Genomic DNA, 26,136 nt, shown 5'->3' on the forward strand with positions numbered 1-26,136 from the left:
TGGAAAGAAGAAACCTACCCAAAGATAAAGCAATTAGCCAAAAAAGAGGGAGCTGAAATATTTTGGCTGGACGAGGCTTCAATCCGCTCTGATGACCCACTTATGAGAACATGGGGTTTAAAAGGCCAGACACCTACAGTTCAAACTAGCGGTAAAAGACAAGGCATTAACGCTATTTCAGCGCTCTCGAATACAGGTGGTTTTTGGTATCATGTTTATACAGAGCGCTTTAACTCAGATGTTTTTATCGAGTGTTTAAAAGACCTTATTAGCAATCGCAAAAAACCAATTTTTGTGATCATGGATGGTCATCCAGTGCATAAAAGTACGTCAATTTGTAGCAGGACAGCAAGGAAAACTAAGCATTTTTCTCTTGCCACCCTATGCCCCCGATCTTAATCCTGATGAACTGGTATGGAATTACATTCGACAGACAGGCACTGCTCGGATGCCACTTAAAAAGGGGGAATCACTGCTAGAAAGAACATTTATCGATTTAGAATTGATTGCACAAAATAAAGCATTAATAAAATCATTTTTTAGAGAAACAACGGTATCCTTTGCTAGTGACTAGGTAGTAAGTGACTTTGGTGGCAGTTAAAAACTCTTACATCCACTGAATTGCCACCTTCCCATCAGCTTTGTTGGTCACTAACGCCGACAACAAACGATTCGCAAAGACATAAACTAAAGCTCTTCCTGTACGGTGTTTCTTGTGTTTTATAAGGGTTGTTTAGTCTTGCTAATAATAGCGCACTATTTTTTTACGTTATTTATTATTTTAATAGTAGTATTTTGGTGGGTTTTTATCGTATTTTTTCTCCTAATATTGGCCGTTTTTTTTGTGTTATTATATCCATAACAAATTATTTTTTGGTGTAGCTATTAGATGATGAAGTTAAGCCCAGCAAATCTTGCTATAGGTACAGTTAGGTGACATGGGTTAGCAACTTATGCTGCTAACTAGGAAACAGTTTAATTGTCATTATAAAATTGCAATGGGGGCGTGATTATGGGCTTTTGTCACTTAAAAAGTGAATTTGGTTTGTTGTGTTTATTCTATTGTTTTATATAAGAGTAAAATGAGTAACTTTGTTTTTTGTAAAGATTCCTAAGGGGATTTTTTTTAGATTGAAAATAGATTGCTTGATCTTGAAGGTAGAGGTTACTACCTAGTCAGAAAAGTTTTTGTTTTAAGTGTTAGGTAATGTCAATATTCGTATATAAGCTACATGCTTGCTGCTTTTTAATATGAGTGAAAAAACAGTATCAGTATGATATGACTTTGGGCGTTTTGTTAGTCGTTATAAGATTTAATGAAACTGTGTTTAAAGAGAAATAATTTTGATTCTTTATTGATAGTTAACACGAATTGGTGGTTTTATGACACTTTGGTTGAACTTGATATTATCTGGTTACTCAACGTAACTAGTTGTACTTTAAAAATATTAATTGAGATTTTACTCTTTTATGAAAAGAGTAATCAGGTTTTGATTGATTTGTATTATATTGTAACGGGTTGGGCAAATGGTAGTTGACAGATCTACTTGGAATTTATGAGTGGGTATAGTGTTTTTTTGAGCTATTCTTTTCCGTAAACGACAAATAGAACTACCATTGAAGTCATTACGACTAACTACTGAAATTTCAAAATTTGTTTTGAGGTTAAGGTAGTCTAATTGAACCCAGTGAATTTTCTTATCAAGAGGGATTTTATATGAAGTTATGGACAGTTTGATCGAACTATAAAAAATGATTTGTGAACTAGGCAATTAGTGTAGTGTAAACTTCAACAATATATTTTATTAAGGGTTTAACACTATTGAAACGACTAAACTGAGAGCATTAGCAACGTTTTACTCTGTTATATCGTTTAAGATTAGCTTTAAAAAGAATGGTAGTGTAGGTGGCACATATAAACGTTCTACATTCCTCTTTGAGAAGGTCGAGTTGATCAAATAGTTGTGATTGCCATTGACTGTAGAATGAAATGTGCAGAAGTCTAAATTAAAGGAAATAATTTTTACCAGGTTACCAAGGGATTATATGGTTACAACAGCAGGAAAGGAACTGGGTTTGCTAAGCCTGATTTCGGCAAGTTGTCTGGTAAGTCACATTTGCACTGCAAACCACTCAATCAGAAAGATAACTTTGGTGGAGTGGGAGTTTTAAGGACTTTTGTGTAGTGATAAGTGTAGTAGTGATAGTTTATTTGGTAGATAAGCAGAGTAATTAGTGTTTCTACTTTGAGATGGTTTAGGTGTTAATTGTTAACGGCAGTAGGACCTGTGCTGTTTTTCTTGAGTCATTTTGTCCGACACAGGATGTGGAGAGGAATGTATTTACGAAAAGTTATAATTTTGTCGACTTTCGTAAATGATCAAGCAAAATCCATTAATAATTGTTAACTGGTTCGCTATTTTGGGTTGTGATCGCTCGTAAAATAGGCGTTTTTATCGTATACCTGAGCGGTCGATCATGGTTTATTCGTCAACTGGTTAAGCAAGACTGAAGCGCGGGATTCTTTTTTTATGAGATATTTTTCATATAACGTATTAATAGCTTGTATTGTAGGTGCAAGTGCCTCAACACAGGTTATACCTAAGTTAGCATCGACGACAAAGTCAACCTTACCTGGTGCCTTTTTCTTTAGTCAGGCAAAAGCAGAAGATGCCACGCTTACAAACAGTCAGTATGTAACTGATGTAGCGTTGGTTCATGATAAAGCCGCTACTGTAGTTGAAGACTATGTGACATTTGGTCATATTTTTAAAGAGGGTGATGTACCTCAAGGTAAGACTGTGCTTTTAGTTGATAGTGCAGGTAAATCGATTGCAACTCAGGTCGATAAAAAAGCAACTTATCAGGATGGTTCTTTAAAACACGCGATCATTTCTGCCAAAGTTAATATCCCGTCAGCAAAACAGCAAACCCTTCGCTTATATACCATTGATGAAGCTGGATCGACAACAGGGCTTAATCGAACTCAACTCGCTGCGCTAGATCTTGATTTTACCCTGCAACTGACAATTGGTGGCAAAGCTTATACCTCTAAACTATCTGATGTTATTGAGTCTGGAGAGTTGAAGCGTCAATGGCTAGAGGGTGGAATCGCAAACGAGTTTATTTTTACTGCGCCACTTAAAGCAGGAGGTGCTGAGCACCCATTGCTTCATGCACGATTTTATGTGCGAACATATGGAAAGCGAGAAAAAGTACGTGTTTCTGTTGTTGTTGAAAATAGTTACTCTTATGCTGCCAACCCGAGCAATGTAACATATGATATAGAACTGATTGCGAATAAGCAGTCAGTATATAAAAAGTCGAATGTCACTCACTATCATCATGCACGCTGGAAAAAAGATATTTTCTTACAAGGGAAGGCATTAACACACGTCGTGTTTAATCGTAACTACCTTATGAACAGTAAGGCTTTTCCTCTCTATGAACCCGATTTAAATGTTGCTGGTGGGTTAATTACTAATTTATACAGTGACTACCAAACTAAGAATGATTTAATGAAGGTGGGTACTGTTGAGCCTATTATGCCAATGGCTGGAGGACGGTATGATATTGGTCCTATGCCAGCGTGGTCCACAGCTTATCTACTCTCTCAGGATAAACGTCTTAAAACGGTAACAGAAGGAAATGCCAGCTTAGCAGGAAGCTGGTCTGTTCATTACCGGGACAAAAAAACAGGTTATATGCTGCGTATAGATGATTGGCCCTATGCTGGATTGTGGGGGAATGACTATGATCACCATAATCCAAAAACTGATCGTAGTGAGGCCTTTCCTGCGTGTCAGCAATGCCAGTCACCTTATAAACCTGATAGTGCGCATCAGCCCTCTTTAGCTTATTTACCTTATGTTGTAACGGGTGATTACTATTTGCTTGAAGAGTTACAGTTCTGGGCTAACTACAACTTAATTAATATGCATCCTTATTATCGTCGTAAAGAGGAAGGTATTTTGCGGCGTGGTCAGGTTAGAGGTGAAGCGTGGTCTTTGAGGGCATTAGGTGAGGCAGCATTTATCACGCCTGATAACCACCCAATGAAATATTATTTTACCAAGTTAATTAATAATAACGTGGATTATTTGTATAACTTGTATGTGGCTCGAAATGAAGCGGACCGCGATAGTGAAGATGTGAAAAAACGTCTAGGTTATGACCCTGGAGTAATGATTGACCGATTTGGTGTGAGAACAGGTGAATATGCTGTCGTTTATAAGAGTGGAACAGCGCTATCACCTTGGATGGATGATTTTCATGCATGGTCTATCGGTTTTCTTAAAGATTTAGGCTTCACTAAAGCGGGTGAAGTCATGGATAAACGTGCAAAATTCAGTGTAAGTCGTATGATTGACCCTGGCTATTGTTGGATTTTTGCAAGCTTACAACAAGGCATTCGGGTTTTAGAGCCAAATAACAAAGCAAAAGTTTTGGATTCTTTTGCCCAAGCATTCAACAGAACAACATCAATTAGTTTGAATAGTGCTCCCTGTAACTCTCAACGAATCATTCCATTAGCTGAGACTTTCTCTGCCTCAGAAGATCAGATTCCTTTAGAGTTAAATCCAGGGCAAATGTTGGGTTATGCGGCTTCTCCAGAAGGCTTTCCTGCTAACATGCAGATAGCTTTGGCGGCTGCTACTGATTCAAATTATCCAAATGCAAGTGATGCTTGGAACAAGTTTGAGCAGCGTTCTTATAAGCCGGATTATAGTATTGAACCTCAGTTTGCCGTGGTACCACGTTCAATTTTTGCCCCTGCTTCTGATAAGCAAATTACATTGGACGGTGAGTATGGGGCTGATACAAAAGGGAATGAAGTTGTTGCAACGAATCAACCTGGTCCTTTAACGGGCACATTGCCTCCTCGTTACCCAGAGCCACCTGAACCACCTACTGTACCTAGTACACCCTCTGACCCTGGTGATACACCATCTGATCCTGGTTCACCTAATGATCCCGGAACGCCTTCGGACCCTAATACTCCTTCAGATCCTGGAACTCCCAGTGATCCAGGTACACCATCAACCCCTACCGACCCTAATACGCCGGATACAGGAGACTCAGGTACTGATGATGGTGGCGTAATTATTGTCGATAATGGTAGTCCTGAAGAACCACAAACGCCTGGCTCTGAACCAAACACGCCTTCTGATCCTACCGATGATACGCCAGAGGCACCTACAACACATAAATCCCTTGAGGCATTTATCGAGGAGTTGAAGCCAGGTCAGTGGCTTGAAGCAAAAGGCTCTAATACATTAACCGATACATTCCCTGCTTATCATGATGCTTGGGGATCACTAGGGCCTGCAGGTGTTCTTGATGCCTGGTCTGGTGGTGCAGTAGGTGATAACAAACTGATTGTCTGGGGTGGTGGAAAAACAGACTATGGTGGTAACGAAGTCTACCAAATGGATTTTGACACGCTTAATTGGACTCGGTTGACTGAACCCAGTAAGTACTATTTAGATAACTATGGTGGATGTGTTACTGCAGAAGGGCAACCTGCAATTGCTTGTATAACAAAAGACGGTTCACCAACCTCTGCTCATTCTTATGATGGCATAGAGTACCTACCAAATGTCCAACGTTTTTGGATGGGTAATGGCACACGATATGGTGCCGGTTATACCACTGAGAAGAACTATTGGTTTGATAGCGATAATCCAAAATGGGAGCAGAAGTCGTCTCTTACTATTAAAGGTGAATTCAGCTCAGCTTTTGATCCTTCAACAGGTTACTTACTGGTTGCTAATGGCTACAAGTTGATTGCCTATGATCCAAAGACTGATGAGGTTAAACATCAGTCACCTGTCGGGCCAAACTATGGTGGTGCTTCTCCAGGTGTTTATGATCCTAAGCGTAAACTATTCATTCAACTATTAAATCATAGCCTGGCTATTTATGACTTGAGTGAAGTTGACTGGCAGGATCCAAAAGCTTCAATACCCGAAATGATGATTCAGCCCATCAAGCTCAAAGGAAAACAGTCTGCATATTTTAATAATGGTCAGGGTATGTTGAGTTATGAAGCCCCAACCTTACGCCACTATGGAATTGACTATGATAGCAAGCGTGATGTGTTTGTATTATGGGATGGTCATTACAGTGTATTGATTCTTGATCCTAGTGATTGGTCAATTAAAGAGTTTCAACCACAAATAGAAAGTAGAGCTCCAAGTGCTCTCGCCAGCTGGGGAGGGCGTCGGGACCGGGGTATTTATGGACGCTGGCGCTATTTACCTGACTATGATTGCTTCTTAGGCTTTAATAATGAAGATGAGGGTGTATGGTTGTTCCGACTTCCTGATACATTCTAGAAAATAGTGGTAATGTACAAACAAAAAGGCTGCTTTATGCAGCCTTTTTTATTTTTAGAGAGAACTCGATTGACGGTGACTATAAGTTTGGGGAAACATATAAAAGTGGATTGTAATGACTATGATTAGGTTGTACGAGAAGGGTTGTGTTGCGTTAATTTACCCTCACGATCTAAGTGAAACTGTACAAAATCATTGGCTAGAAACAGCTGGCCAGAGTAATGTTGCCTAGCTTCATCAATCACATTTTGTAACACATGGTGTCGATCCATAAATCGAGCACTAAAGTGAGTCAGAACCAAATTAGGTAGTTGAGTCTGTTCAGCTACTTGGGCTACACCACTGGCAGTTGAATGACTGACATGTCCTTGAATAGCAGCACGCATTTCCTCCGTCATGGTTGCTTCGTGTATTAGCAGATCGCAATCACTCAAAGCTGACTGAAGGCACATCGGTTTGTCGTTATCGCCGCCAATAATAAATTGCCGAGGTTTAGGGGGGGCAGCGATATAATCTACTCCATTCACAAGTCGGCCATCAGCAAGGGTAATTGTTTTACCTTGTTGCAGTAGCTGATAAATAGGTCCTGGAGGAATACCATCGGCTTTAGCTTTTGCTACGTCAAAACGTCCAGGCCGTGGTGCTTCTGTAAAACGATACGCAAAACTGGGGATTGAGTGAGAAAGTGCAACAGGTTGTACACTAAAGCCAGGAAAATCCCAATGCTGTTTTTGCCAGTCTTCAGTTGTGAACTCAACTATGTGTAGAGGGTAGTTTAAATTGAGCTCAGTAAGTTCAATAATGGTTTTGATTAGCCGCTCTATTCCGGGAGGACCGATGACAGTAAGGGTTTGCTCTGAGCCGCTTCCCTGCAAGGAACGGCTAGCAAGGATACCAGGTAAACCATAGCAGTGGTCACCATGAAGATGGGTTAAGAAAATAGTATTTAAACGACTTAAGGTTAACTCGCTATGCATTAATTGATGTTGGGTTCCTTCTCCGCAGTCAATCAATACCCAGTTACGTTGCTGAGGAAAACGAACACCTAAAGCTGTGACATTACGTTTGGGGGTAGGTACGCCTGCCGCTGTACCTAAGAAGTGAAATTCAATCATAGTATGAGTAGTTTAAAATAACAGCGGCTTGGATTGTACCTTGTCTATACCTTTAGTAAATATATACCTTAGTTATAATTTTCGTTGGGACTCTTTATAAAGGATATTGTTTGAAAAGGTGTTTATGGACCCAAGGTTTCAATGGTTAACATTGCTTGATGGGGAAGTTGGTTACCTTTCCCAGCTATTTAACTTATCTGAACAACAAGCCTACTTTCAGTTTTTAATGAGCAATGTGGATTGGCAATACGAAACGTTGAGCATTTTTGGCAAGCAGGTGCTAGTCCCTCGGAAAGTAGCCTGGTATGGAGACCCTGAGGCGGTTTATGCTTATAGTGGCGTGTTACATCAACCCTTACCATGGACGGCTGAACTTACCGACATCAAGCAAAAAGTTGAGCATGTATGTGGAGAGCATTTTAATAGCGTACTGCTGAATTTATACCAGAATGGGGCAGACTATATGGGCTGGCATAGTGATGATGAGCCTGAGTTGGGCGATGAGCCAGTAATAGCTTCTGTAAGTTTTGGTGCCAGCCGTGATTTCAAGCTACGCCATAAAGAGTATAGAAAGAATCAACTACCTGTGGTTAATCAGGTACTTACCAGTGGCAGCTGTTTGCTAATGAGGGGAACTACTCAACACTATTGGCAGCACAGTGTTCCCAAGAGAAGCCTTAATACTGTAAATCAGCCTCGTGTTAATTTGACATTTCGTTTGGTTAAACTGATTGGGATATAATTAAGTACTTAAAGGTTATCGGTAAGAAAATGGCTAAATGTGGGCTACTTTGAACTTAATTATATTTTTAGAATGAATAAAGCAGTTGAAATGTTAAGAATTCCAACTCGTCCTTTAAACTGTCAATTGTGTGATCGGCCAGAGCAGTTGACAAAACATCATTTGATTCCACGTACATACCACAGTCGTCGTCAATTTCGTAAACTCTTTACTAAAGAAGATATGATTACGCGTATCTTATGGATATGTACTCCATGCCATAAAAATTTACATGCGACATTTTCAGAGAAAATGCTTGGGTTAGAGTATAACTCTCAGGAAAAACTATTGAGTAGTACTGAAATCGCTAGGTTTGTAGCTTGGCTTAAAGATAAGCCAGTTGGATTTAAGCTCAAGGTAAATTGGAAAGCTAAATAAAGTAGGTTGAGGAAAGATAGCTGTAAACAGGGAAGTAGATTTTAATTTGGTGTATGTAAGTCTGCTAATGGGGTTGATATCTACCTTTAGTCACAGAGGTCACTAAAGGTAGATATAGATACAGTGTACTTTACTTAGCTTGCATCTGTCGTATTACGCTTATTTAGAAGATCCCCAAAGGTTGTCATCAAAACGGCGTAACATGATGCGACCAACAGTTTGATCTTCACTTTGGCCTGTAACTTCAAATGTTAGACCTAGCTCAGGCAGTTTTTTCCCTGCATCAGGGATAGTGTCGTTAATGTAGCGTAACCGGTCAAAGAAGACGGGGTCGCTGTAACGAGATTGGTCGGTGATGACTTTTCCTTTGCGCTCAATATTAAGTGCAGACTGTAAGTTATAGCCAAATGCTGCATCTTTTAATTGATAGCGTGTTTCTGCGATGGTGCCATCCTCCCAATAGACGACAGATTGATCTTGGTCAACAACACCTAAGAAGCCTTCACCTGGATGAATGCCAACCCAGTTATCGGTATGACTATGGTCGACATACCATACGACTAAGCCTGGATCAAAGCTCATTAAACCTTTTCCACGATTAATATGGGCCAATCCCATATCTACACCATCATGGTTACGCCATTCAAGCAGGTAGTAGTTTTTGGCAAGAAGATAGCCTGGGTCTTTTCTAAATCCAGTCATTTCGAAAGCACTATCGCCTTCTACATCATCACTTAGAATGACATTACTTCCATCAACGACTTGGATGTCATCTACAAACCAACCGGGTCGACTTACACCACTGTCAGTCATGTAGTTAAAGGTAAGTGTCACGGTTTGCCCCGCAAACTGGCTTAGGTCAAACTCGGCATCAATCCAGCCACCAGAACTTCCTGTGACACCAATACCGAAGCCTATACCATTGGGATCAAAGTCAACGGTGATATTGCCTGCGATTGGTTTCCCATCAACAAGCACCCGGGCATAGTCATAGCCTTCTTCAATTTCATACCAGGTTTTGAAGATAAGCTTGGGTTGGTTGGTTTTGGTCAGTGGTAGTGAAATTGTCATGGTGTTATTTAAGTTATCACCACGATCACTGTAATAAGCGTAATGTCCACTTGCTGGTGCAGTAATGTGAATGCGTTTGTCTGGTACATTAATGCGTAGGTAATCGTTGTGAGTACCTTTACTGCTTGCTTGATCCAGGAAGAAAGTCATACCCCATGGCGTAATGGTATCAAGATCAATTGATGTGCCTTTTAACCAGTTACCACCAACATTGGCTTGGAGAAACTCTCTAGCATAAGGGCTAAAACCCGTTGGCTCAGTGCCTGGAATCATTCCTGCCCAGCTACCACTGGACATAATTGACCAGTAAGATACAGGCTCGCCTTTTCCTGAATATTCTGTGTCATATTCATCGGGCAGCCCTAAATCATGGCCGTATTCATGAGAGGTTACACCCGCGGCAGCATCTATAGGCTGAATGGTGTAATCATAGGCTGCCATTTTTCCTTCATACCGATCAGAGCTTTTATTCGTAGAGTCTGGAATGACAAACACATCGCCTAAATCCCAGCGGTGTGACCAAATGGCATCTTCACCTAAATCACCGCCGCCAGCTTCTTCACCTACACTGGCATGGAAAATCATTAAATGGTCAATGACTCCATCTGGTTCACGATAATTGCCATCGTTGTCATAATCATATCTATCTTCTTGGTCAAACCAGGAAAGGTCAATTTCTTTTGCTGCTGCTTCAAGTGCTTCACGTACTAATTCGCGAGCACCTTGTGAATTTGCATTAGCACCATAGTGACGTGCACTTTTGCTAGCGGTATACCAGCCAACGACGTTGCCATTAACGGCATAACTGTTTCCTGATTGGGCCTTATAAAATTGGCGCATCGATAACAGGTTTTCGCCATTGGGTCCTTCATAGCCCTTGGGTGAAAATAAAAGATCCTGATAGTGTTGACGGTGATAGTCGTCATAATACATTTCAGTAGACTCACTCGTCACTGTATTATGTAAATAGTCAGGAAAGTCTATAAGAATAGCCAGAATACGATCAGAGGTGATGCTACCATTATAGATTTCAGGTTTGATCGGCGTGAGTTGATCAGTAAAAATACGATCATTTAGGTTATTTTGACTGGTAGAAAAATTTTTTGCACGTTGCTTTTGAGTTTCTGAGCGCTTATTGGCCAGATCAGCCCATTCTCCTGGTGGTAGGCTATTAAATTGAACTTTTTTGTCAGCGAGGTATTTTGATAATGCTTTTTTTTCCTCCTGTGTTGTTGCATTAGCTGAAAGTTTGCCAGACTTTTTCAGCATGTTTATGAGTTTATCATTATCAGCCAATGGTAAATCAAATGGTTGTACATGAGAAACAGGTTTACCTACAGCCAAGGCGCTAAACAGGAAAGAGCCTGCTAGCAGAGAGGTCATTACTCGCTTTTGAGACACTTTAAAACTCTCCCGGTTTTTATTATTAGTGTGTGAGCACAAAATTGTTCCTTAACGCTGACTATTAAATAGCAGAATGCTTAAGTTATCGTAATCTTTTAGCATGACGTGTCTTGAGTCATTCTCTAGTTAATAAGTGGTTTGAAGCTGGTTAGAATAACGACCAGTCTATCTTCGAACTACATTTATTAGCGATAAAGGAAAGTTTGGAACTTGGCTTGTTTTTCCTTTTTTATAAGTCATTTATTAAGAGTGTTTCCTTGTGGGAATATAAGCGATTGTCCTTATTTCTGTTATCACTTTTCTATACCTCTGTAGAGGGTGAATAATAGAGGGTAAAGTCTTAATAAACGATATTTTGTATTGTTTTACTAGATACCGTTTAGCTTTGAAAAACAAGCCATTCTTCTAAGTGTTTGTTATAGCAAAAATATTATCTAGGAGACAAGTGCCGTGAGCTATTTTTTTGATATGCAATCATCTTAATTTAGGATGACTTAAGATTCATTTTTTTTAGGTGGTTTCTTTTTGGCGTCTTTAAATGATTTTGTTCGTTCTCTGATGTAATCTTTCACAGCTTGTTCTGTTTCTTCTTCCGTTGCTGTTTCAGAAAGTTTCCCTGATTGCTTGAGCATCTCTGCAATTTTATCAAAATTTTCGACTGGAGCGTCAGCTTGGGTTGTTGGGTTGAGTATAGTGAAGAAGACTAAGAAAAAAGTAAGTTTAAGTAAGGATATTAAGTGTTTCATTGGAAATCCCTTAATTAAGTTTTCAACATTACATGCTTAAGCATTTTTGCGACTATACCATGCTTCGGTTGATAGCAGCGATAGTCATGAAAAAACTTTAACCTAATTAATTTATTAAGTTATTTATGTCGCTCAATTTAAAGTTAATAAAAGCATTTATTTGTATAATTAAGTTGGCATCATCTTAAAGTGAGAGTTAAGCTGGACTAACACTAAGTGGTTATATTACTACTTCAATGGGTATCTATAACCATATAAAAAATAAGAGAATAAGTGCTTTGTAGTCTTTTACTTACTTTCCTGTTATGAGAATGGCTAGAAAACGCGACACTTTTGCCCTAATAACGCTGTTTAGTGCGTTTTACCCTGGCTTTTTACATGATTTTGTTCTTGAGTCATTTAGCTAGGTCGAACGACTTAATGGATTTTCTAAATAATGGGAATTTATTTTATTTGTAAATGAAAATAATTTGTGACTAATAGCAGTCATTTTCTTTGTTATCAGGTATGATTGCCTCCCCCGTCAACATGGGGTGTTTTATGCAGTTAAGAGGTAGTTGGAACATGCCAAGTAACGATATGCTTGAAGATATTCTTACTGAGGTCAGCCCCCTTTTGGGACAAGGCAAAGTGGCCAATTATATTCCTGCTTTAGCTAAAGTCAGTGCAAATAAGCTTGGCATTGCGGTATGTACCGTTGATGGGGAAATGAGCTATGCAGGGGATGCCCTTGAGCCTTTTTCAATTCAAAGTATATCCAAGGTGTTCAGTTTAACACTTGCTATGAATCGGGTGGGAGATGCTCTGTGGACTCGGGTTGGTAAAGAGCCTTCAGGACAATCATTTAATTCGCTTAGTCAGTTGGAGTATGAGCATGGTATTCCTCGCAACCCCTTTATAAATGCTGGGGCACTGGTGGTAAATGATATTCTTCAATCTCGATTATCTGCACCTAAACAACAGTCGTTGGCTTTGGTACGGCAGTTATCGGGGAATAGTCGAATTATGGCGGACAAATGGGTGGCAAGAAGTGAGTATGAGCATCCACATAGTGCACGAAATGCGGCCATGGCTTACCTGATGAAGTCCTTTGGCAACTTTAACAGTGAAGTTGATCAAGTTCTGCTAAGTTACTATATGCAGTGTGCATTTATGATGAGCTGTGTGGATTTGGCCAAAGCTTTTGTTTTTCTTGCAAATAGAGGTCGTCCTTTATTTGGTGATAAGCCAATATTGTCTCCTAAACAAACTAAACGCTTAAATGCATTATTAGCGACCAGTGGTTTGTATGATGCAGCTGGGGATTTTGCCTATCGAGTTGGTATGCCTGGGAAAAGTGGTGTTGGTGGTGGGATTATTGCCATTATACCTGGTGAGTTGTCTGTTTGTGTGTGGTCACCCGCATTGAACGAAGCGGGTAATTCTCTTGTAGGAACCGCAATGCTAGAGAAATTTACAACCAAGTTGGGTCGTTCAATTTTTTAGCGTATCTCATCAGTTGTCCTCAGGATCTCGTTATTACTGCTAGAAATACTGCAAGAGCAGTGGATTAGCTTGGCATTGGCTCAGGCAGTGCACGTTTAAACTGAACTGCCAGGAACTCAAGTAATTTTTGCCAGGAGTCTTTATCTGCTTCAGCGTTATACCCGATAGGTAGTTTAAATTGCTTGGCAATTTGATCTGCCTCTGGGTTAGTAAAGCTATGTTTGGTGTTGGGATAATTGTAAAGCTTGAAGTCAGCGTTTGCTTTTTTCATCTCCTCCTTTATGGCGCTAATGTCGTCTGTTGTCACCATTTTATCGTCGGCGCCATTAAACACCCGAATGGCTGCTTTTAGGGTTGTTGCCTGCGCGGGTTTGACAGGCTTCAAGTTGCCATGAAAGCTAGCGACTGCAGTTAAAGGTTCGCCCATTCTTGCCATTTGTAACACAACGCCTCCACCAAAACAGTAGCCAATGGCGGCGATTAATTCTTTATTGGCTTTTGGGTGTTGTTGAATTGTATTTAGTGCTGCTTGGAAGCGCTTTTGCGCAATAGGCCATTTTTGTGTTGCTTCTTGGGCAAATTTTTGGGCGCTGTCTGGATGTTCAGCTTTTTTTCCTTGGCCATACATGTCTATAGCAAATGCAAGATAGCCTGCTTCCGCTAACATGTAGGCTCTTTTTTTGGCGTAATCATTTAATCCCCACCACTCGTGAACAACAATGACAACAGGTCGAGGAGGGGGATATTTTTCGCTGAAAGCGATATACCCTCTCATTTTATGTCCATCCGGTGTTTGATAGTGCACGATCTCATGTTTAACTGCTGATAAGCCCAATAAGGGGAATAACAATAAAGATAGGAAGAAAATCCTAATGAAGTTGCTGTGCATGACTTGTTCTCCTTAATGCTAAAGAGTCCCATGAGGTGTTGTTTTGTGACTATTTTGGCGAGTGATCGAGACAAGGGAATGACATTAACGACAAATAGTGGTTGGAAAGATGTGTTTTTGCTTGAGGGTGATAATGAAAGTGATTTTCAGTTAATGTAGTGTTCAAGAAAATTCACTTTGATGAGGGGTTTGCAAGGTAATGAGTAACAACCAACTACCCAGTGCTCAGGAAGCTATAGCTGATCGAGAAGTACCTATAGAAGTAGCTAAAACTCATGCGGTAAATGGTCATGCAACGACTGAACCCTTTCCTAAAGGACTTGAGACAGCCATGTTTGGTTTGGGCTGCTTCTGGGGGGCTGAAAAGCGATTCTGGCTAGTACCTGGAGTGTATTCTACTCAGGTTGGTTATGCTGGAGGGGTTACTAAGCATCCTACTTATCAGGATGTATGTACCGGGTTAACAGGTCATGCAGAAGTTGTTCGGGTCATTTATGACCCTGAGCAAGTGGATTACCAAACATTATTACAAGTATTTTGGGAATCACATAACCCAACACAAGGAATGAGGCAGGGGAATGATAAAGGAACCCAGTATCGGTCAATCATTCTTGTTTATACAGAAAAACAGCGTACTGCTGCGTATGAAAGTTTACAACATTTTCAGCAACGCTTAAGAGACGCAGGATACGGTCAAATTACTACAACAATAGAAGATGCATCGATATTTTACTTTGCAGAAGATTACCATCAACAGTATCTAGCCAAAAATCCTGATGGGTATTGTGGGTTAGGGGGTACAGGTGTTACTTGTGGGTGATGAGTATAACCTACTGATTTATAATGATTTTTATGGTTTTAGCACAAAAAAAACCCTGATCCTATTTGGGATCAGGGAGCCTACTCATACAAAACTAACCTTAGAGTGTGAGACTAAATAGTAGTAGAAGCAGTAGTGCGACCAAAGTCGTAACTTTACTGTTACTACTACGCCATGTACGTATCGACGATTTTGATTATATGTATGTTTACTACATAATTGCAAATTTTTTTTGTGGTGGCGTTAAATCATAAGCTTTTTATGAGAAGTTGGTAATTTTACGACATTGATCTATGTCAAATTTGCTTTTGCAGGACAAAAAAATACCCTGACGAGAAAGGGGGAGGAGGATCGTCAGGGTTCTAGCTTCTCTGATGAGATAGTAAGGGAGTAACTCAACGCGGAACTAATGTTAATAAAGAACCTTGTTTTTTTTTATGCGTAGCTCTACCGAATTAAATACGTTTTTTACGTACGACAAAGAAATTTTCACGTACCTGTATAACTGTTTTATAGTTTAAAGCTATTTAATATATTAATTATTTTATAATTTAAGAATCTCTATTATTTTCTTTAAGATAATAAAATGATCTGTGTCATTATTTGGTTTTATATGTTTATGATTCCTTTATGTAGAAAGGTATTAAGACGAATGTTGTGATTAATTTCCACAAATCTGGTTAATTAACAGGATACGACTTTAAAATTTCTATGTTTCAACCCTTCGGCTATAACACAAGTATTTTTTATGTGACGTGAAAATTTTTTTGAGTGTTTGTATTTGTTGATAAAATTTAATTGATTTAAGTCAATTGTTTTAAAGGAGAAGCGGAAAAGTTATTTTTCTAAATTTAAATAATCTATTTCTTTTGGTTTTTAATCAATAAGTTGTGGGGGAGATATAATGCCATTATACAAATATTTGATTACATGAGTGATTAGCTTTCTTAAAAATACTATTTTTTATAGCAAAACCTTATGTGATTAAATTCCATATTTTGTATTTTTGCATTGTTTAAATAATGTACAATTTAAAGATTAGTTGTTAAGTTATTGCACGAATTATTTTTAAGTTTAATCTTAAGGAAAAGGTTAAAGGAATTAAACTATTAAATAACGACAAGGATGATGGTGTTATTTGATTTTCCAGGAGGAATAACTGGATGAAACAATTAATCGCTTGTATTTTTATGGTGTTTGCACTTGCAACTACATCATTTTCTTTTGCTGATGATGAAGCTGCAGTATTGCAATCCATAAATATTAATACAGCAACTGCAGAGCAAATTGCAGACGTGTTAGTGGGGGTAGGACCTTCAAAAGCACAAGCTATTGTTGAATACCGTGAAGAGTTTGGTGCTTTTGGTTCGCTAGATGAAGTCGAACAGGTAAAAGGTATTGGTAAGAAGACATTAGATAAAAACAAAGAAAAGATTTCATTCTAAATCTTTGTGTCGAGTTTGGCTCCCCGAGCTGGACTCGAACCAGCGACCCAATGATTAACAGTCATTTGCTCTACCAACTGAGCTATCGGGGATCTCCTGAAGGACGGTTGTTATGGTAATCGTAGATAGCGTAGACGTCAATACCCTACAGGGGCATTATAAAATTAAAAGATAAAATACATTGGGTTAGCAAATCTTAGCATCAAACTTGACGCTGTTCAGTTTGATGCTTTTTTATGTGTACTAAAAATAAGAAAGTAAGTGATAAATATGCTTCTCAGATAAGTGCATAATGGTATATGCGTAAAGTAGACTGTAAAGCGTGTAAAAATAATCCTGGTTTAAATCTGGACCTTTCAATGAGAGTATAGTGTGCTGTCACATGCAAAAATGGCTTGAGCAGGTTAAAGTACTATCAAGTTAAGGATTTTTCGTTGAGAGGCTAGTAATGAGTAAAGCATTTCGTGTGGTAGCAAACTACCAACCTGCGGGTGACCAGCCTAATGCAATCAAGTCTTTGGTTGGTGGGATTGAAGCTGGGCTAGCCACACAAACCCTACTTGGCGTTACTGGTTCAGGTAAGACTTTCTCCATCGCCAATGTAATCGCTCAAACTCAACGTCCTACATTAGTAATGGCACACAACAAAACTCTAGCTGCACAGCTTTATGGCGAATTCAAAGAGTTCTTTCCTAATAACGCAGTTGAATATTTTGTTTCCTACTATGATTATTATCAACCTGAAGCCTATGTGCCTGCCACAGATACATTCATTGAAAAAGATGCGTCTATTAATGATCACATAGAGCAAATGCGTCTTTCAGCGACAAAAGCAATGATGGAGAGGAATGATTGTATAGTTGTCGCGACGGTATCGGCTATCTATGGATTAGGAGATCCAGACAGTTATTTAAAAATGCTTTTGCATTTAAGTCGAGGTGACCACGTTGATCAACGTGCTATTTTGCGTCGATTAGCAGAACTTCAGTATCAACGGAATGATGTTGAGTTACACCGAGGTACTTATCGAGTTAAGGGGGATGTTATTGATATCTTTCCTGCTGACTCTGATCTGGAAGCTGTTCGTGTTGAGCTTTTTGATGATGAAATAGAAAATATCTCTTTATTTGATCCGCTTACCGGCGCTGTAATCACAAAGTTGCCTCGAGTTACTATTTATCCAAAAACTCACTATGTCACGCCAAGAGAAATAGTGCTTGATGCTGTTGAACAAATAAAGGTTGAATTAAAAGAACGTTTGGCTGAATTACGGAAAGCAGATAAGTTGGTTGAAGCGCAACGTTTAGAACAGCGTACTCAGTTTGATATTGAAATGATGATTGAGCTTGGCTATTGCAGTGGCATTGAAAACTATTCCCGCTATTTATCAGGTCGAAATCCTGGTGAGCCACCACCTACACTATTTGATTACTTGCCTGATGATGCTTTATTAGTTATAGATGAGTCTCACGTAACCATTCCTCAAATTGGTGCGATGTATCGTGGTGACCGTTCTCGAAAAGAAACACTGGTCAATTTTGGATTTCGTTTACCTTCTGCATTAGACAATCGTCCTCTTAAGTTTGAAGAGTGGGAGCAGCGCTCACCACAAACAATTTTTGTTTCGGCTACACCAGGGGACTATGAAGTTCAGCATGAGGGACAGCGTGTTGAGCAAGTCGTGAGGCCAACTGGCTTGATCGACCCTGAAATTGAGGTACGACCTGCTACTTCTCAAGTTGATGATCTGCTTACCGAAATACATAAACGTGTAGCTAATCAGGAAAGAGTGCTTGTTACAGTACTCACCAAGCGTATGGCGGAAGATTTGACAGAGTACCTCTCTGAACATGATGTTAAGGTTCGTTATTTACATTCTGATATTGACACCGTGGAGCGAGTAGAAATTATTCGTGATTTGCGATTGGGTACTTTTGATGTATTAGTGGGTATAAACCTGCTAAGAGAAGGGCTTGATATGCCAGAGGTTTCACTTATCGCTATCCTTGATGCAGATAAAGAGGGGTTTTTGCGTTCGGAGCGTTCATTAATTCAGACTATTGGCCGAGCGGCACGAAATATTAATGGAAAAGCAATTCTTTATGCCGATCGTATGACGGGCTCTATGCAGCGAGCAATTGATGAAACAGCGCGACGTCGTAGTAAACAGTTAATGTATAATAAACAGCATAAGATCATACCCAAAGGGGTTCAGAAATCTGTGGCTGATATTATGGAAGGAGCGGTTATCCCCGGTAAACGTAAACGAGGAGACAAACGTAAGGTGGCAGAAGTACAAAATGAATACGCAGTTACAGTGCCCACTTCTCCTCATGAGATGGTTAAGTTGTTAAAGACGCTTGAGGAAAAAATGTATCAGCATGCAAAGGATTTGGAGTTTGAGCAAGCAGCTGCTGTTAGGGATCAGATCACAAAGCTAAAACAAAATACCCTCCTGCAATAAGAATTCCATGTTGATTGAATTACACTTGTTGGTAACCAGTGATTTGATGAGTCTCTGCTAGTGATCAAGAGAGTGGGAAAACTTTCTGTGAAGATCGTAGTGAAGAGGCACGACAAGTGTATTTAGTGTTTCACATGATGTGGTAATACTTTGGTTATAGTTAAACATATTCAGTATTACCTATTATCTTTAATTTAGGCATTACATTCATATTTAACTTGCGTGGAGTTTGATTAAACATGGAGCAGTTAGCTGCTAAAACGATTGGTGTTATAGGGTTAGGTTATGTCGGCTTACCACTTGCTGTTGAGTTTGGAAAGAAATTCAACACCATAGGATTTGATATTCATGAGCAACGTATTACTGAGTTAAAACAAGGTATAGACCGTACATTGGAGGTTGAAGCTGAGGAGTTAAAACAGGCTTCAAAGTTAACTTATAGTGCAAAGTTAGAAGATTTAAGTGTGTGTAATATTTATATTGTTACAGTGCCCACACCAATAGACCGCTTTAAAAAGCCTGATTTGACTCCTTTAACTAAAGCCAGTGAGGCGCTAGCTAAAGTCATCAGTAAAGGCGATATTGTCATCTATGAGTCAACTGTTTACCCTGGTGCCACAGAAGAGCATTGTATTCCAATTATTGAACGGGATAGTGGGCTTGTATTTAATCAGGACTTTTTTGCAGGTTATAGCCCCGAGCGTATTAACCCTGGAGATAAAGAACACCGTTTGATCAATATTAAAAAAGTAACATCAGGCTCTACTCCTGAAATTGCAGAGGTTGTAGATCAGATTTATGCATCTATCATTGTTGCTGGAACCCATAAAGCTAGTAGTATTAAAGTGGCTGAAGCTGCAAAAGTCATTGAAAACACACAACGTGATTTAAATATTGCACTCATAAATGAGTTGGCTTTGATCTTTGAAAAGCTGGGTATTGATACGCTAGAGGTGCTTGAAGCGGCAGGCACAAAGTGGAACTTCTTACCTTTTAGACCAGGATTGGTGGGCGGCCACTGTATTGGTGTTGATCCTTACTATCTTACACATAAAGCGCAAGAAATCGGTTATAGGCCGGAAGTTATTCTTGCTGGTCGCCGAATCAATGACAGCATGGGTGGTTATGTCGCTGAACGGCTGATTAAATTGATGGTACAGAAAAAAATTCATATTGCTGAAGCTAAAGTGTTAATGCTTGGTCTGACCTTTAAAGAAAACTGTCCTGATCTTCGTAACACTAAAGCAATTGATATTATTGAAGAGTTGCAGGCATGGGGTGTCCAGGTTGATATTTATGATCCTTGGATTGATCCGGAAGAAGCCGCACATGAATATGGTGTAGAAGTTTTAACAGAAAAGCCAGGTACAACCTATGATGGAGTGGTGCTTGCGGTAGCTCACCAACAGTTTATGAATTGGGAAAAGCAAGATTTAGAAAGCTTGTGTAAATCTACGGCAGTCGTGGTGGATGTGAAAAGTGCTTTTCCCAAAGCATGGGTTGATACTCGTTTATAGTTAAAAGTTAGTGGCATAAGAAAAGTAGCTGGACTGGACTAAGGTGCATGAAATTATCTGTAATCGGGGCAGGCTATGTTGGCTTAGTTACAGCCGCCTGCCTTGCTGATGTAGGTCATCAAGTTTGTGTTATTGATATTGATAAAACTAAAGTCCGGGCATTGCAGCAAGGCCACATTCCAATCTTTGAGCCAGGGTTGGCCGCGATCGTACAGAGAAATGCTGAAAAGGGTAGGTTACACTTCACGAGTGATATGGTCGAGGCTATAAATTTTGCGTCTACGCTTTTTATCGCTGTGGGTACACCTCCTGAAGAAGATGGATCTGCGGATTTACAGCATGTGCTAGCGGTGGCAAACGCCATCGCAACTCACATGCATGGTCATAAAATTGTAGTGACTAAATCAACTGTACCTGTGGGAACGGCAGATCAAGTTCGATCTGTAATTCAGGAAAAGTTATCGCTGCGAGAGGGTAGTTTTTCAGTGGATGTAGTTGCTAATCCAGAGTTTCTTAAAGAAGGTGCAGCTGTTGCTGATTTCATGCGGCCTGATCGTATTATCGTAGGTACAGATGATGACGCATGCCGTATGTTAATGAGAGAGATTTATGCTCCATTCAACCGGCAGCATGATCGTATGATGTTTATGGATACACGCTCAGCTGAGCTGACTAAGTACGCAGCGAATGCCATGCTTGCTACAAAAATTAGTTTTATGAATGAAATGGCCAATTTAGCTGAGCATTTAGGAGCTGATATTGAGCAGGTTAGACAAGGTATTGGGGCCGATCCTCGTATAGGCTATCATTTTATATACCCTGGCTGTGGTTTTGGTGGTTCTTGCTTTCCAAAAGACTTGAATGCCTTGGTTAATATTGCAAATAAAGTAGGTTATCGAGCAGATATTTTGCAGTCAGTCATTCATGTGAATCAGTGCCAAAAACTTCGCTTATTTGAAAAAATACAGACTTATTTTTCTGAGGGGCTTGAAGGCAAGACATTTGCCGTATGGGGACTCTCTTTTAAACCTAAGACTGATGACATGCGAGAAGCACCCAGTATATCACTTATGAGTGCAATTTGGGCTGCAGGAGGGCGAGTACGAGCTTATGACCCAGAGGCAATGGACGCTGCTCATGGTTTATTTGGCCACCGTGATGATTTTAGTTTGGCTAGTAGTCCAGAGGAGGCACTACTAGGTGCTGATGCTTTAGTGGTATGTACTGAGTGGCATGTATTTCGAGCACCTGATTTTGAGTTGATAAAAGCACAACTCAGCAGTTCAGTCATATTTGATGGCCGAAATTTGTATGACCCTGAGCGTCTTAAGTTTTATGGTTTGCAGTACTATGGCATAGGCCGCGGTAATTGATTATTTTTTAAATACAATTTCAACATAATACGTTGGACAGGTAAAAGTAATAAACAATGAAAGTTTTAGTGACCGGTGCAGCCGGATTTATTGGTAGTCATGTCAGCATTCAGTTGTTGGCTCGTGGTGACGAGGTTGTAGGGCTGGATAATCTCAATGATTACTATGATGTAACATTGAAAGAAGCTCGTTTGGCGCATGTTCGTTCCAAGCCTGGTGCTGAAAACTTTAGCTTCATCAAAATGGAGCTGGCAGATAAAGAGGGCATCGAACAGCTTTTTGCGACAGAGAAGTTTGATAAAGTGATTAATCTGGCAGCACAAGCAGGCGTTCGTTATTCTTTGGAAAACCCTCATGCTTATGTTGATAGTAATATTGTAGGGTTTATGAACATCCTAGAGGGATGCCGACACCATCACGTGAAACACCTTGTGTATGCTTCCTCAAGTTCTGTTTATGGTGCGAATGAAAATATGCCATTTTCTGTTCACCATAATGTTGATCACCCTCTTTCATTATATGCGGCTAGTAAAAAAGCGAATGAGCTCATGGCGCATACCTACTCACATCTATATCGTTTACCTACTACAGGGCTCCGTTTCTTTACCGTTTATGGGCCATGGGGTAGGCCTGATATGGCACTTTTTTTATTTACCAAAGCCATTTTGGAAGGTAAGACAATAGATGTCTTTAACTATGGTAAACACCGTCGAGATTTTACCTATGTTGATGATATTGTTGAGGGAGTAATTCGTACTCTGGATAATGTGGCTCAGCCCAATGAGTCATGGTCGGGCAAGCAGCCTGATCCTGGTACTTCAAATGCTCCTTGGCGGGTTTACAATATTGGTAATAATCAGCCAGTTGAACTTTCGACTTATATAGAAACGTTAGAAAATGCGTTAGGGAAAAAGGCTCAAATGAACTTATTGCCATTACAGCCAGGGGATGTGCCAGATACCTATGCGGATGTGGATGATTTGGTTAATGATGTTGGTTATAAACCGAACACAACTGTAGAAACTGGTATAAAACGATTTGTTGAGTGGTATAGAGACTTTTATCAAGTCTGAACAATGTAAGTGTAAATGAAACACTTGTGGTATAGTTAACTACCAAATGAACCGTAAATTTTAAGTTTAAAACAAGCAAGCTAAAGGGCTTGCGCTTTTTAAAATCTGCTGGTATCTTACGCCCATGATTTAGGCGCGTAGCTCAGTTGGTTAGAGCGCTACCTTGACATGGTAGAGGTCGTTGGTTCGACTCCAATCGCGCCTACCAAATTTTAAAAAAGCCAGTATTTACTGGCTTTTTTATTATCTGCAAAAAATGTTATCCGTTTTTCTTTAAAGTAATTTTCCTTTTCTATTTGCAAGTGAATACATCGGATAGTATTAATATGACCTTTAACGTGGTTCGGTTGATACTTATACTTTGTCAGGTGGTTTTCTTGTCGCGTTCAGCCCAATCTTTTCTCAATTTGGTTTAGCAAAATGCTATCTGGCCTGTTTTATCTATATGCAGGGGGTAAATGTAACCCGTTTATTTTGTGTATTTGGAAATGGCTATTTTCTAGATCAAACCGCTCAATTATCAATGAATAGGTGCGTTTAAAGTAATTTGATCAAGCTAATTGTATCAGTGAGAGTTGACTTTTTTTGCAAAAACAGTATAAATAGCAGCCTTTTGTCTAATTTGTTCAGCACAGAGTAAACGTGCTACAGACGTAAAGTATTCATTGTTTCATGTGGCCTTTGGTATGGGTCACCACTGTCACCTATTAAGGTAAGTTTATGCCAGTTATTACCCTCCCTGATGGAAGTCAAAGACACTACGAACATGATGTCAGTGTATTGACTGTTGCCAAGGACATTGGTCCAGGCTTAGCTAAAGCAACTATTGCTGGCCGTGTTAATGGCACGTTGGTTGATGCATGTGACTTGATCACCGAAGATGCCAAGCTAGAAATAATAACGGCTAAAAATCAGGAAGGACTTGAGATCATCCGTCACTCTTTTGCTCATCTTATGGGGCATGCGGTAAAGCAGCTTTATTCTGATGCTAAGATGGCTATTGGTCCTGTTATTGATGATGGTTTTTATTATGATATTGCTTACGAGCACTCATTCACACAAGAAGATGTTGAGGCAATTGATAAGCGTATCAATGAGCTGATAGTTAAAGACTATGATGTCATCAAGCGTATGACGCCAGTGGATGAAGCGAGAGCTATATTCCAGTCACGTAATGAGACATACAAAGTGCAGCTGATTGATGATATGGATTCATCAGTTAAAGCAGTAGGGCTGTACTACCACGAAGAATACATTGATATGTGTCGTGGTCCTCATGTGCCTAATACCCGTTTCTTGCGCGCCTTTAAATTAACAAAATTAGCTGGAGCATACTGGCGAGGTGACTCTAGTAATGAAATGTTACAGCGCATATATGGTACTGCTTGGGCAGATAAGAAACAGCTTAAAGCATACTTAAAGCGACTTGAAGAAGCTGAAAAAAGGGACCATCGAAAGCTAGGCAAAAAATTAAGCTTATTTCATATGCAAAAAGAAGCACCAGGTATGGTCTTCTGGCATGCAGCAGGTTGGACACTTTATCAGCAAATTGAGCAGTATATGCGAAGTAAACTGCTTGATCATGGTTATCAAGAGATTAAGACGCCTCAAGTTGTCGAACGGACTTTATGGGAAAAATCCGGCCACTGGGATAAATTTCATGAAGAAATGTTTACTACAGAGTCTGAAAACCATGACTTTGCAATTAAACCCATGAACTGTCCTTGTCACATACAGGTTTTTAACCAAGGTTTAAGAAGTTATCGTGACTTACCATTACGTCTTGCTGAGTTTGGCTCTTGCCATCGAAATGAGCCTTCAGGTGCTCTTCATGGGTTAATGCGGGTTCGGGGGTTTACTCAGGATGATGCTCATATCTTTTGTGATGAAGATGATATCCAGCAAGAAGTAGCTCGTTTTATTGATTTTTTACATGAAGTGTATGCTGATTTTGGTTTTTCTGAGATTATCTATAAGCTTTCAACTCGGCCTGAAAAGCGTGTTGGAAGTGATGAAATTTGGGATAAATCAGAGCAAGCATTAGCTGAAGCGCTCAATGCGAAAAGCTTGCCATGGGAAGAGCTGCCAGGAGAAGGGGCTTTTTATGGACCAAAAGTTGAATTTTCTTTGAAAGACTGCATTGGTCGTGTTTGGCAGTGTGGTACAATTCAGGTTGACTTTTCTATGCCACAGCGGTTGGATGCTCAATATGTAGCTGAAGATGGTTCACGAAAAGTGCCTGTAATGCTCCATAGAGCAATTTTAGGCTCATTTGAGCGGTTTATCGGTATACTCATTGAGCATTATGCTGGCGCTATGCCTGTTTGGCTTGCTCCGACACAAGTCGTATTGCTAAATATTACCGACAAGCAAGCAGATTATGTTACTCAGGTACAGGAAAAGCTCAAAAAACATGGAATAAGAGCTGCAGTAGACTTGAGAAACGAGAAGATCAGCTTTAAAATTCGCGAGCATACTTTACAGAAAGTTCCTTATCTACTAATAGTTGGCGATAAGGAAATCGATTCAAATGCGGTCGCTGTCAGAACGCGGTTAGGCGAAGACCAAGGTTCTGTGCCTGTTGATGATTTCATAAGCTCACTAAAACAGGAAATCGCTCAACATGGCAGAAGCAGCAATGAGAAAGATACGAAGTAGGAGATACCACAATTAAGCGCGACAACAGAAAAGATAAACGCACACCAACAACCGCCATGAACGAAGAGATTAAAGCTCGGGAGGTGCGTTTAATAGATGCCGAAGGTACACAAGTTGGTATTGTACCTATCAGTGAAGCACTGGAGACTGCAAAGCAGGCTGAGTTAGATTTAGTAGAAATAAACAGCAGTGCTGAGCCTCCAGTCTGTAAGATCATGGACTATGGCAAACATTTGTTCGAGCTTAAGAAGCAAAAGGCGGCCGCGAAGAAAAAGCAAAAACAAACTCAGGTGAAAGAAATAAAGTTTCGCCCGGGTACCGAAGAAGGGGATTATCAGGTCAAACTACGCAACCTGATACGTTTCCTACAAGAAGGGAACAAAGCCAAGGTTTCACTACGTTATCGTGGTAGAGAAATGGCCCACCAGGAATTGGGTATGGAATTGCTGAAACGAGTTGAATCGGATCTTGAGGATATCGGCATCGTTGAGCAATACCCAAAAATGGAAGGGCGACAACTCATCATGGTTTTGGCTCCCAAAAAGAAAAAGTAAATTCAATTAATTAGGTAGTTGAATT

General features: G+C 39.9%; 16 protein-coding genes, 2 tRNA genes and 1 pseudogene. 14 read left to right on the plus strand and 5 right to left on the minus strand.

The annotated features are described in order from the left end of the window. The first annotated feature begins 102 nt into the window (after positions 1-102). Together ACQ96U_RS00005 and ACQ96U_RS00010 are read left to right on the plus strand one after the other, a co-directional pair. Positions 103-574, plus strand: a pseudogene (locus ACQ96U_RS00005) (IS630 family transposase). 1,957 nt (positions 575-2,531) lie between these two features. Then, a complete protein-coding gene (locus ACQ96U_RS00010; protein WP_431719176.1) occupies positions 2,532-6,338 on the plus strand; it encodes a hypothetical protein in 3,807 nt (1,268 codons plus the stop codon). Between the two features lie 125 nt (positions 6,339-6,463). Here ACQ96U_RS00010 and ACQ96U_RS00015 read toward each other — a convergent pair whose 3' ends face one another. Further along, positions 6,464-7,453, minus strand: coding sequence for a ribonuclease Z (locus tag ACQ96U_RS00015; protein ID WP_431719177.1), 990 nt, complete (start codon positions 7,451-7,453; stop codon positions 6,464-6,466). A gap of 124 nt (positions 7,454-7,577) precedes the next feature. Here ACQ96U_RS00015 and ACQ96U_RS00020 point away from each other — a divergent pair, with 124 nt between their 5' ends. Together ACQ96U_RS00020 and ACQ96U_RS00025 are read left to right on the plus strand one after the other, a co-directional pair. Then, a complete protein-coding gene (locus ACQ96U_RS00020; RefSeq protein WP_431719178.1) occupies positions 7,578-8,195 on the plus strand; it encodes an alpha-ketoglutarate-dependent dioxygenase AlkB family protein in 618 nt (205 codons plus the stop codon). Between the two features lie 39 nt (positions 8,196-8,234). Continuing rightward, positions 8,235-8,612: a hypothetical protein gene (locus ACQ96U_RS00025; protein ID WP_431719179.1), complete on the plus strand. Its 378-nt coding sequence runs from the start codon at positions 8,235-8,237 to the stop codon at positions 8,610-8,612. A gap of 159 nt (positions 8,613-8,771) precedes the next feature. Here ACQ96U_RS00025 and ACQ96U_RS00030 read toward each other — a convergent pair whose 3' ends face one another. Next, positions 8,772-11,084: an immune inhibitor A domain-containing protein gene (locus ACQ96U_RS00030; protein WP_431719180.1), complete on the minus strand. Its 2,313-nt coding sequence runs from the start codon at positions 11,082-11,084 to the stop codon at positions 8,772-8,774. A gap of 497 nt (positions 11,085-11,581) precedes the next feature. Continuing rightward, positions 11,582-11,833 (minus strand): hypothetical protein, encoded by a 252-nt coding sequence (locus ACQ96U_RS00035; RefSeq protein WP_431719181.1) that lies wholly within the window; start codon positions 11,831-11,833, stop codon positions 11,582-11,584. A gap of 540 nt (positions 11,834-12,373) precedes the next feature. On the opposite strand from ACQ96U_RS00035, the gene glsB reads away from it, so the two are divergent. Next, positions 12,374-13,318 (plus strand): glutaminase B, encoded by a 945-nt coding sequence (gene glsB / locus ACQ96U_RS00040; protein ID WP_431719182.1) that lies wholly within the window; start codon positions 12,374-12,376, stop codon positions 13,316-13,318. Positions 13,319-13,382: 64 nt separating this feature from the next. On the opposite strand, the gene ACQ96U_RS00045 is transcribed toward glsB, so the two are convergent. Next, positions 13,383-14,207, minus strand: a complete 825-nt coding sequence (locus tag ACQ96U_RS00045; RefSeq protein WP_431719183.1) for a dienelactone hydrolase family protein — start codon at positions 14,205-14,207, stop codon at positions 13,383-13,385. 199 nt (positions 14,208-14,406) lie between these two features. On the opposite strand from ACQ96U_RS00045, the gene msrA reads away from it, so the two are divergent. Continuing rightward, entirely contained in the window at positions 14,407-15,027 is a 621-nt protein-coding gene (gene msrA, locus ACQ96U_RS00050) for a peptide-methionine (S)-S-oxide reductase MsrA (protein WP_431719184.1), read from the plus strand. A 1,163-nt stretch (positions 15,028-16,190) separates the two neighbouring features. Next, positions 16,191-16,472 carry a ComEA family DNA-binding protein gene (locus ACQ96U_RS00055; protein WP_431719185.1) on the plus strand — a complete coding sequence of 94 codons (282 nt, stop codon included), beginning with the start codon at positions 16,191-16,193 and terminating at the stop codon, positions 16,470-16,472. A gap of 16 nt (positions 16,473-16,488) precedes the next feature. Here ACQ96U_RS00055 and ACQ96U_RS00060 read toward each other — a convergent pair. Then, positions 16,489-16,564 (minus strand) — tRNA-Asn (locus tag ACQ96U_RS00060). A 356-nt stretch (positions 16,565-16,920) separates the two neighbouring features. On the opposite strand from ACQ96U_RS00060, the gene uvrB reads away from it, so the two are divergent. The 7 genes from uvrB (at position 16,921) to infC (ending at position 26,111) form a co-directional block, all read left to right on the plus strand. After that, the gene (gene uvrB / locus ACQ96U_RS00065; RefSeq protein WP_431719186.1) at positions 16,921-18,936 is read left to right on the plus strand and encodes an excinuclease ABC subunit UvrB; all 2,016 of its coding nucleotides are present in this window, start codon (positions 16,921-16,923) and stop codon (positions 18,934-18,936) included. 239 nt (positions 18,937-19,175) lie between these two features. Further along, positions 19,176-20,453: a Vi polysaccharide biosynthesis UDP-N-acetylglucosamine C-6 dehydrogenase TviB gene (gene tviB, locus ACQ96U_RS00070; RefSeq protein WP_431719187.1), complete on the plus strand. Its 1,278-nt coding sequence runs from the start codon at positions 19,176-19,178 to the stop codon at positions 20,451-20,453. Between the two features lie 47 nt (positions 20,454-20,500). Next, a complete protein-coding gene (locus ACQ96U_RS00075; protein ID WP_431719188.1) occupies positions 20,501-21,826 on the plus strand; it encodes a UDP-glucose dehydrogenase family protein in 1,326 nt (441 codons plus the stop codon). A gap of 56 nt (positions 21,827-21,882) precedes the next feature. Continuing rightward, positions 21,883-22,899 (plus strand): NAD-dependent epimerase, encoded by a 1,017-nt coding sequence (locus ACQ96U_RS00080; protein WP_431719189.1) that lies wholly within the window; start codon positions 21,883-21,885, stop codon positions 22,897-22,899. Positions 22,900-23,030: 131 nt separating this feature from the next. Continuing rightward, positions 23,031-23,107, plus strand: a tRNA-Val gene (locus ACQ96U_RS00085). 512 nt (positions 23,108-23,619) lie between these two features. After that, complete coding sequence (thrS, locus tag ACQ96U_RS00090; protein ID WP_431719190.1) at positions 23,620-25,557, plus strand: threonine--tRNA ligase; 1,938 nt, start codon at positions 23,620-23,622, stop codon at positions 25,555-25,557. A 56-nt stretch (positions 25,558-25,613) separates the two neighbouring features. Then, positions 25,614-26,111, plus strand: a complete 498-nt coding sequence (infC, locus tag ACQ96U_RS00095; RefSeq protein WP_431719191.1) for a translation initiation factor IF-3 — start codon at positions 25,614-25,616, stop codon at positions 26,109-26,111. The last annotated feature ends 25 nt before the right edge of the window (positions 26,112-26,136 follow it).

Origin of the sequence: Zooshikella sp. RANM57 (genome assembly GCF_050749885.1) — a bacterium.
Lineage (GTDB): Bacteria > Pseudomonadota > Gammaproteobacteria > Pseudomonadales > Zooshikellaceae > Zooshikella.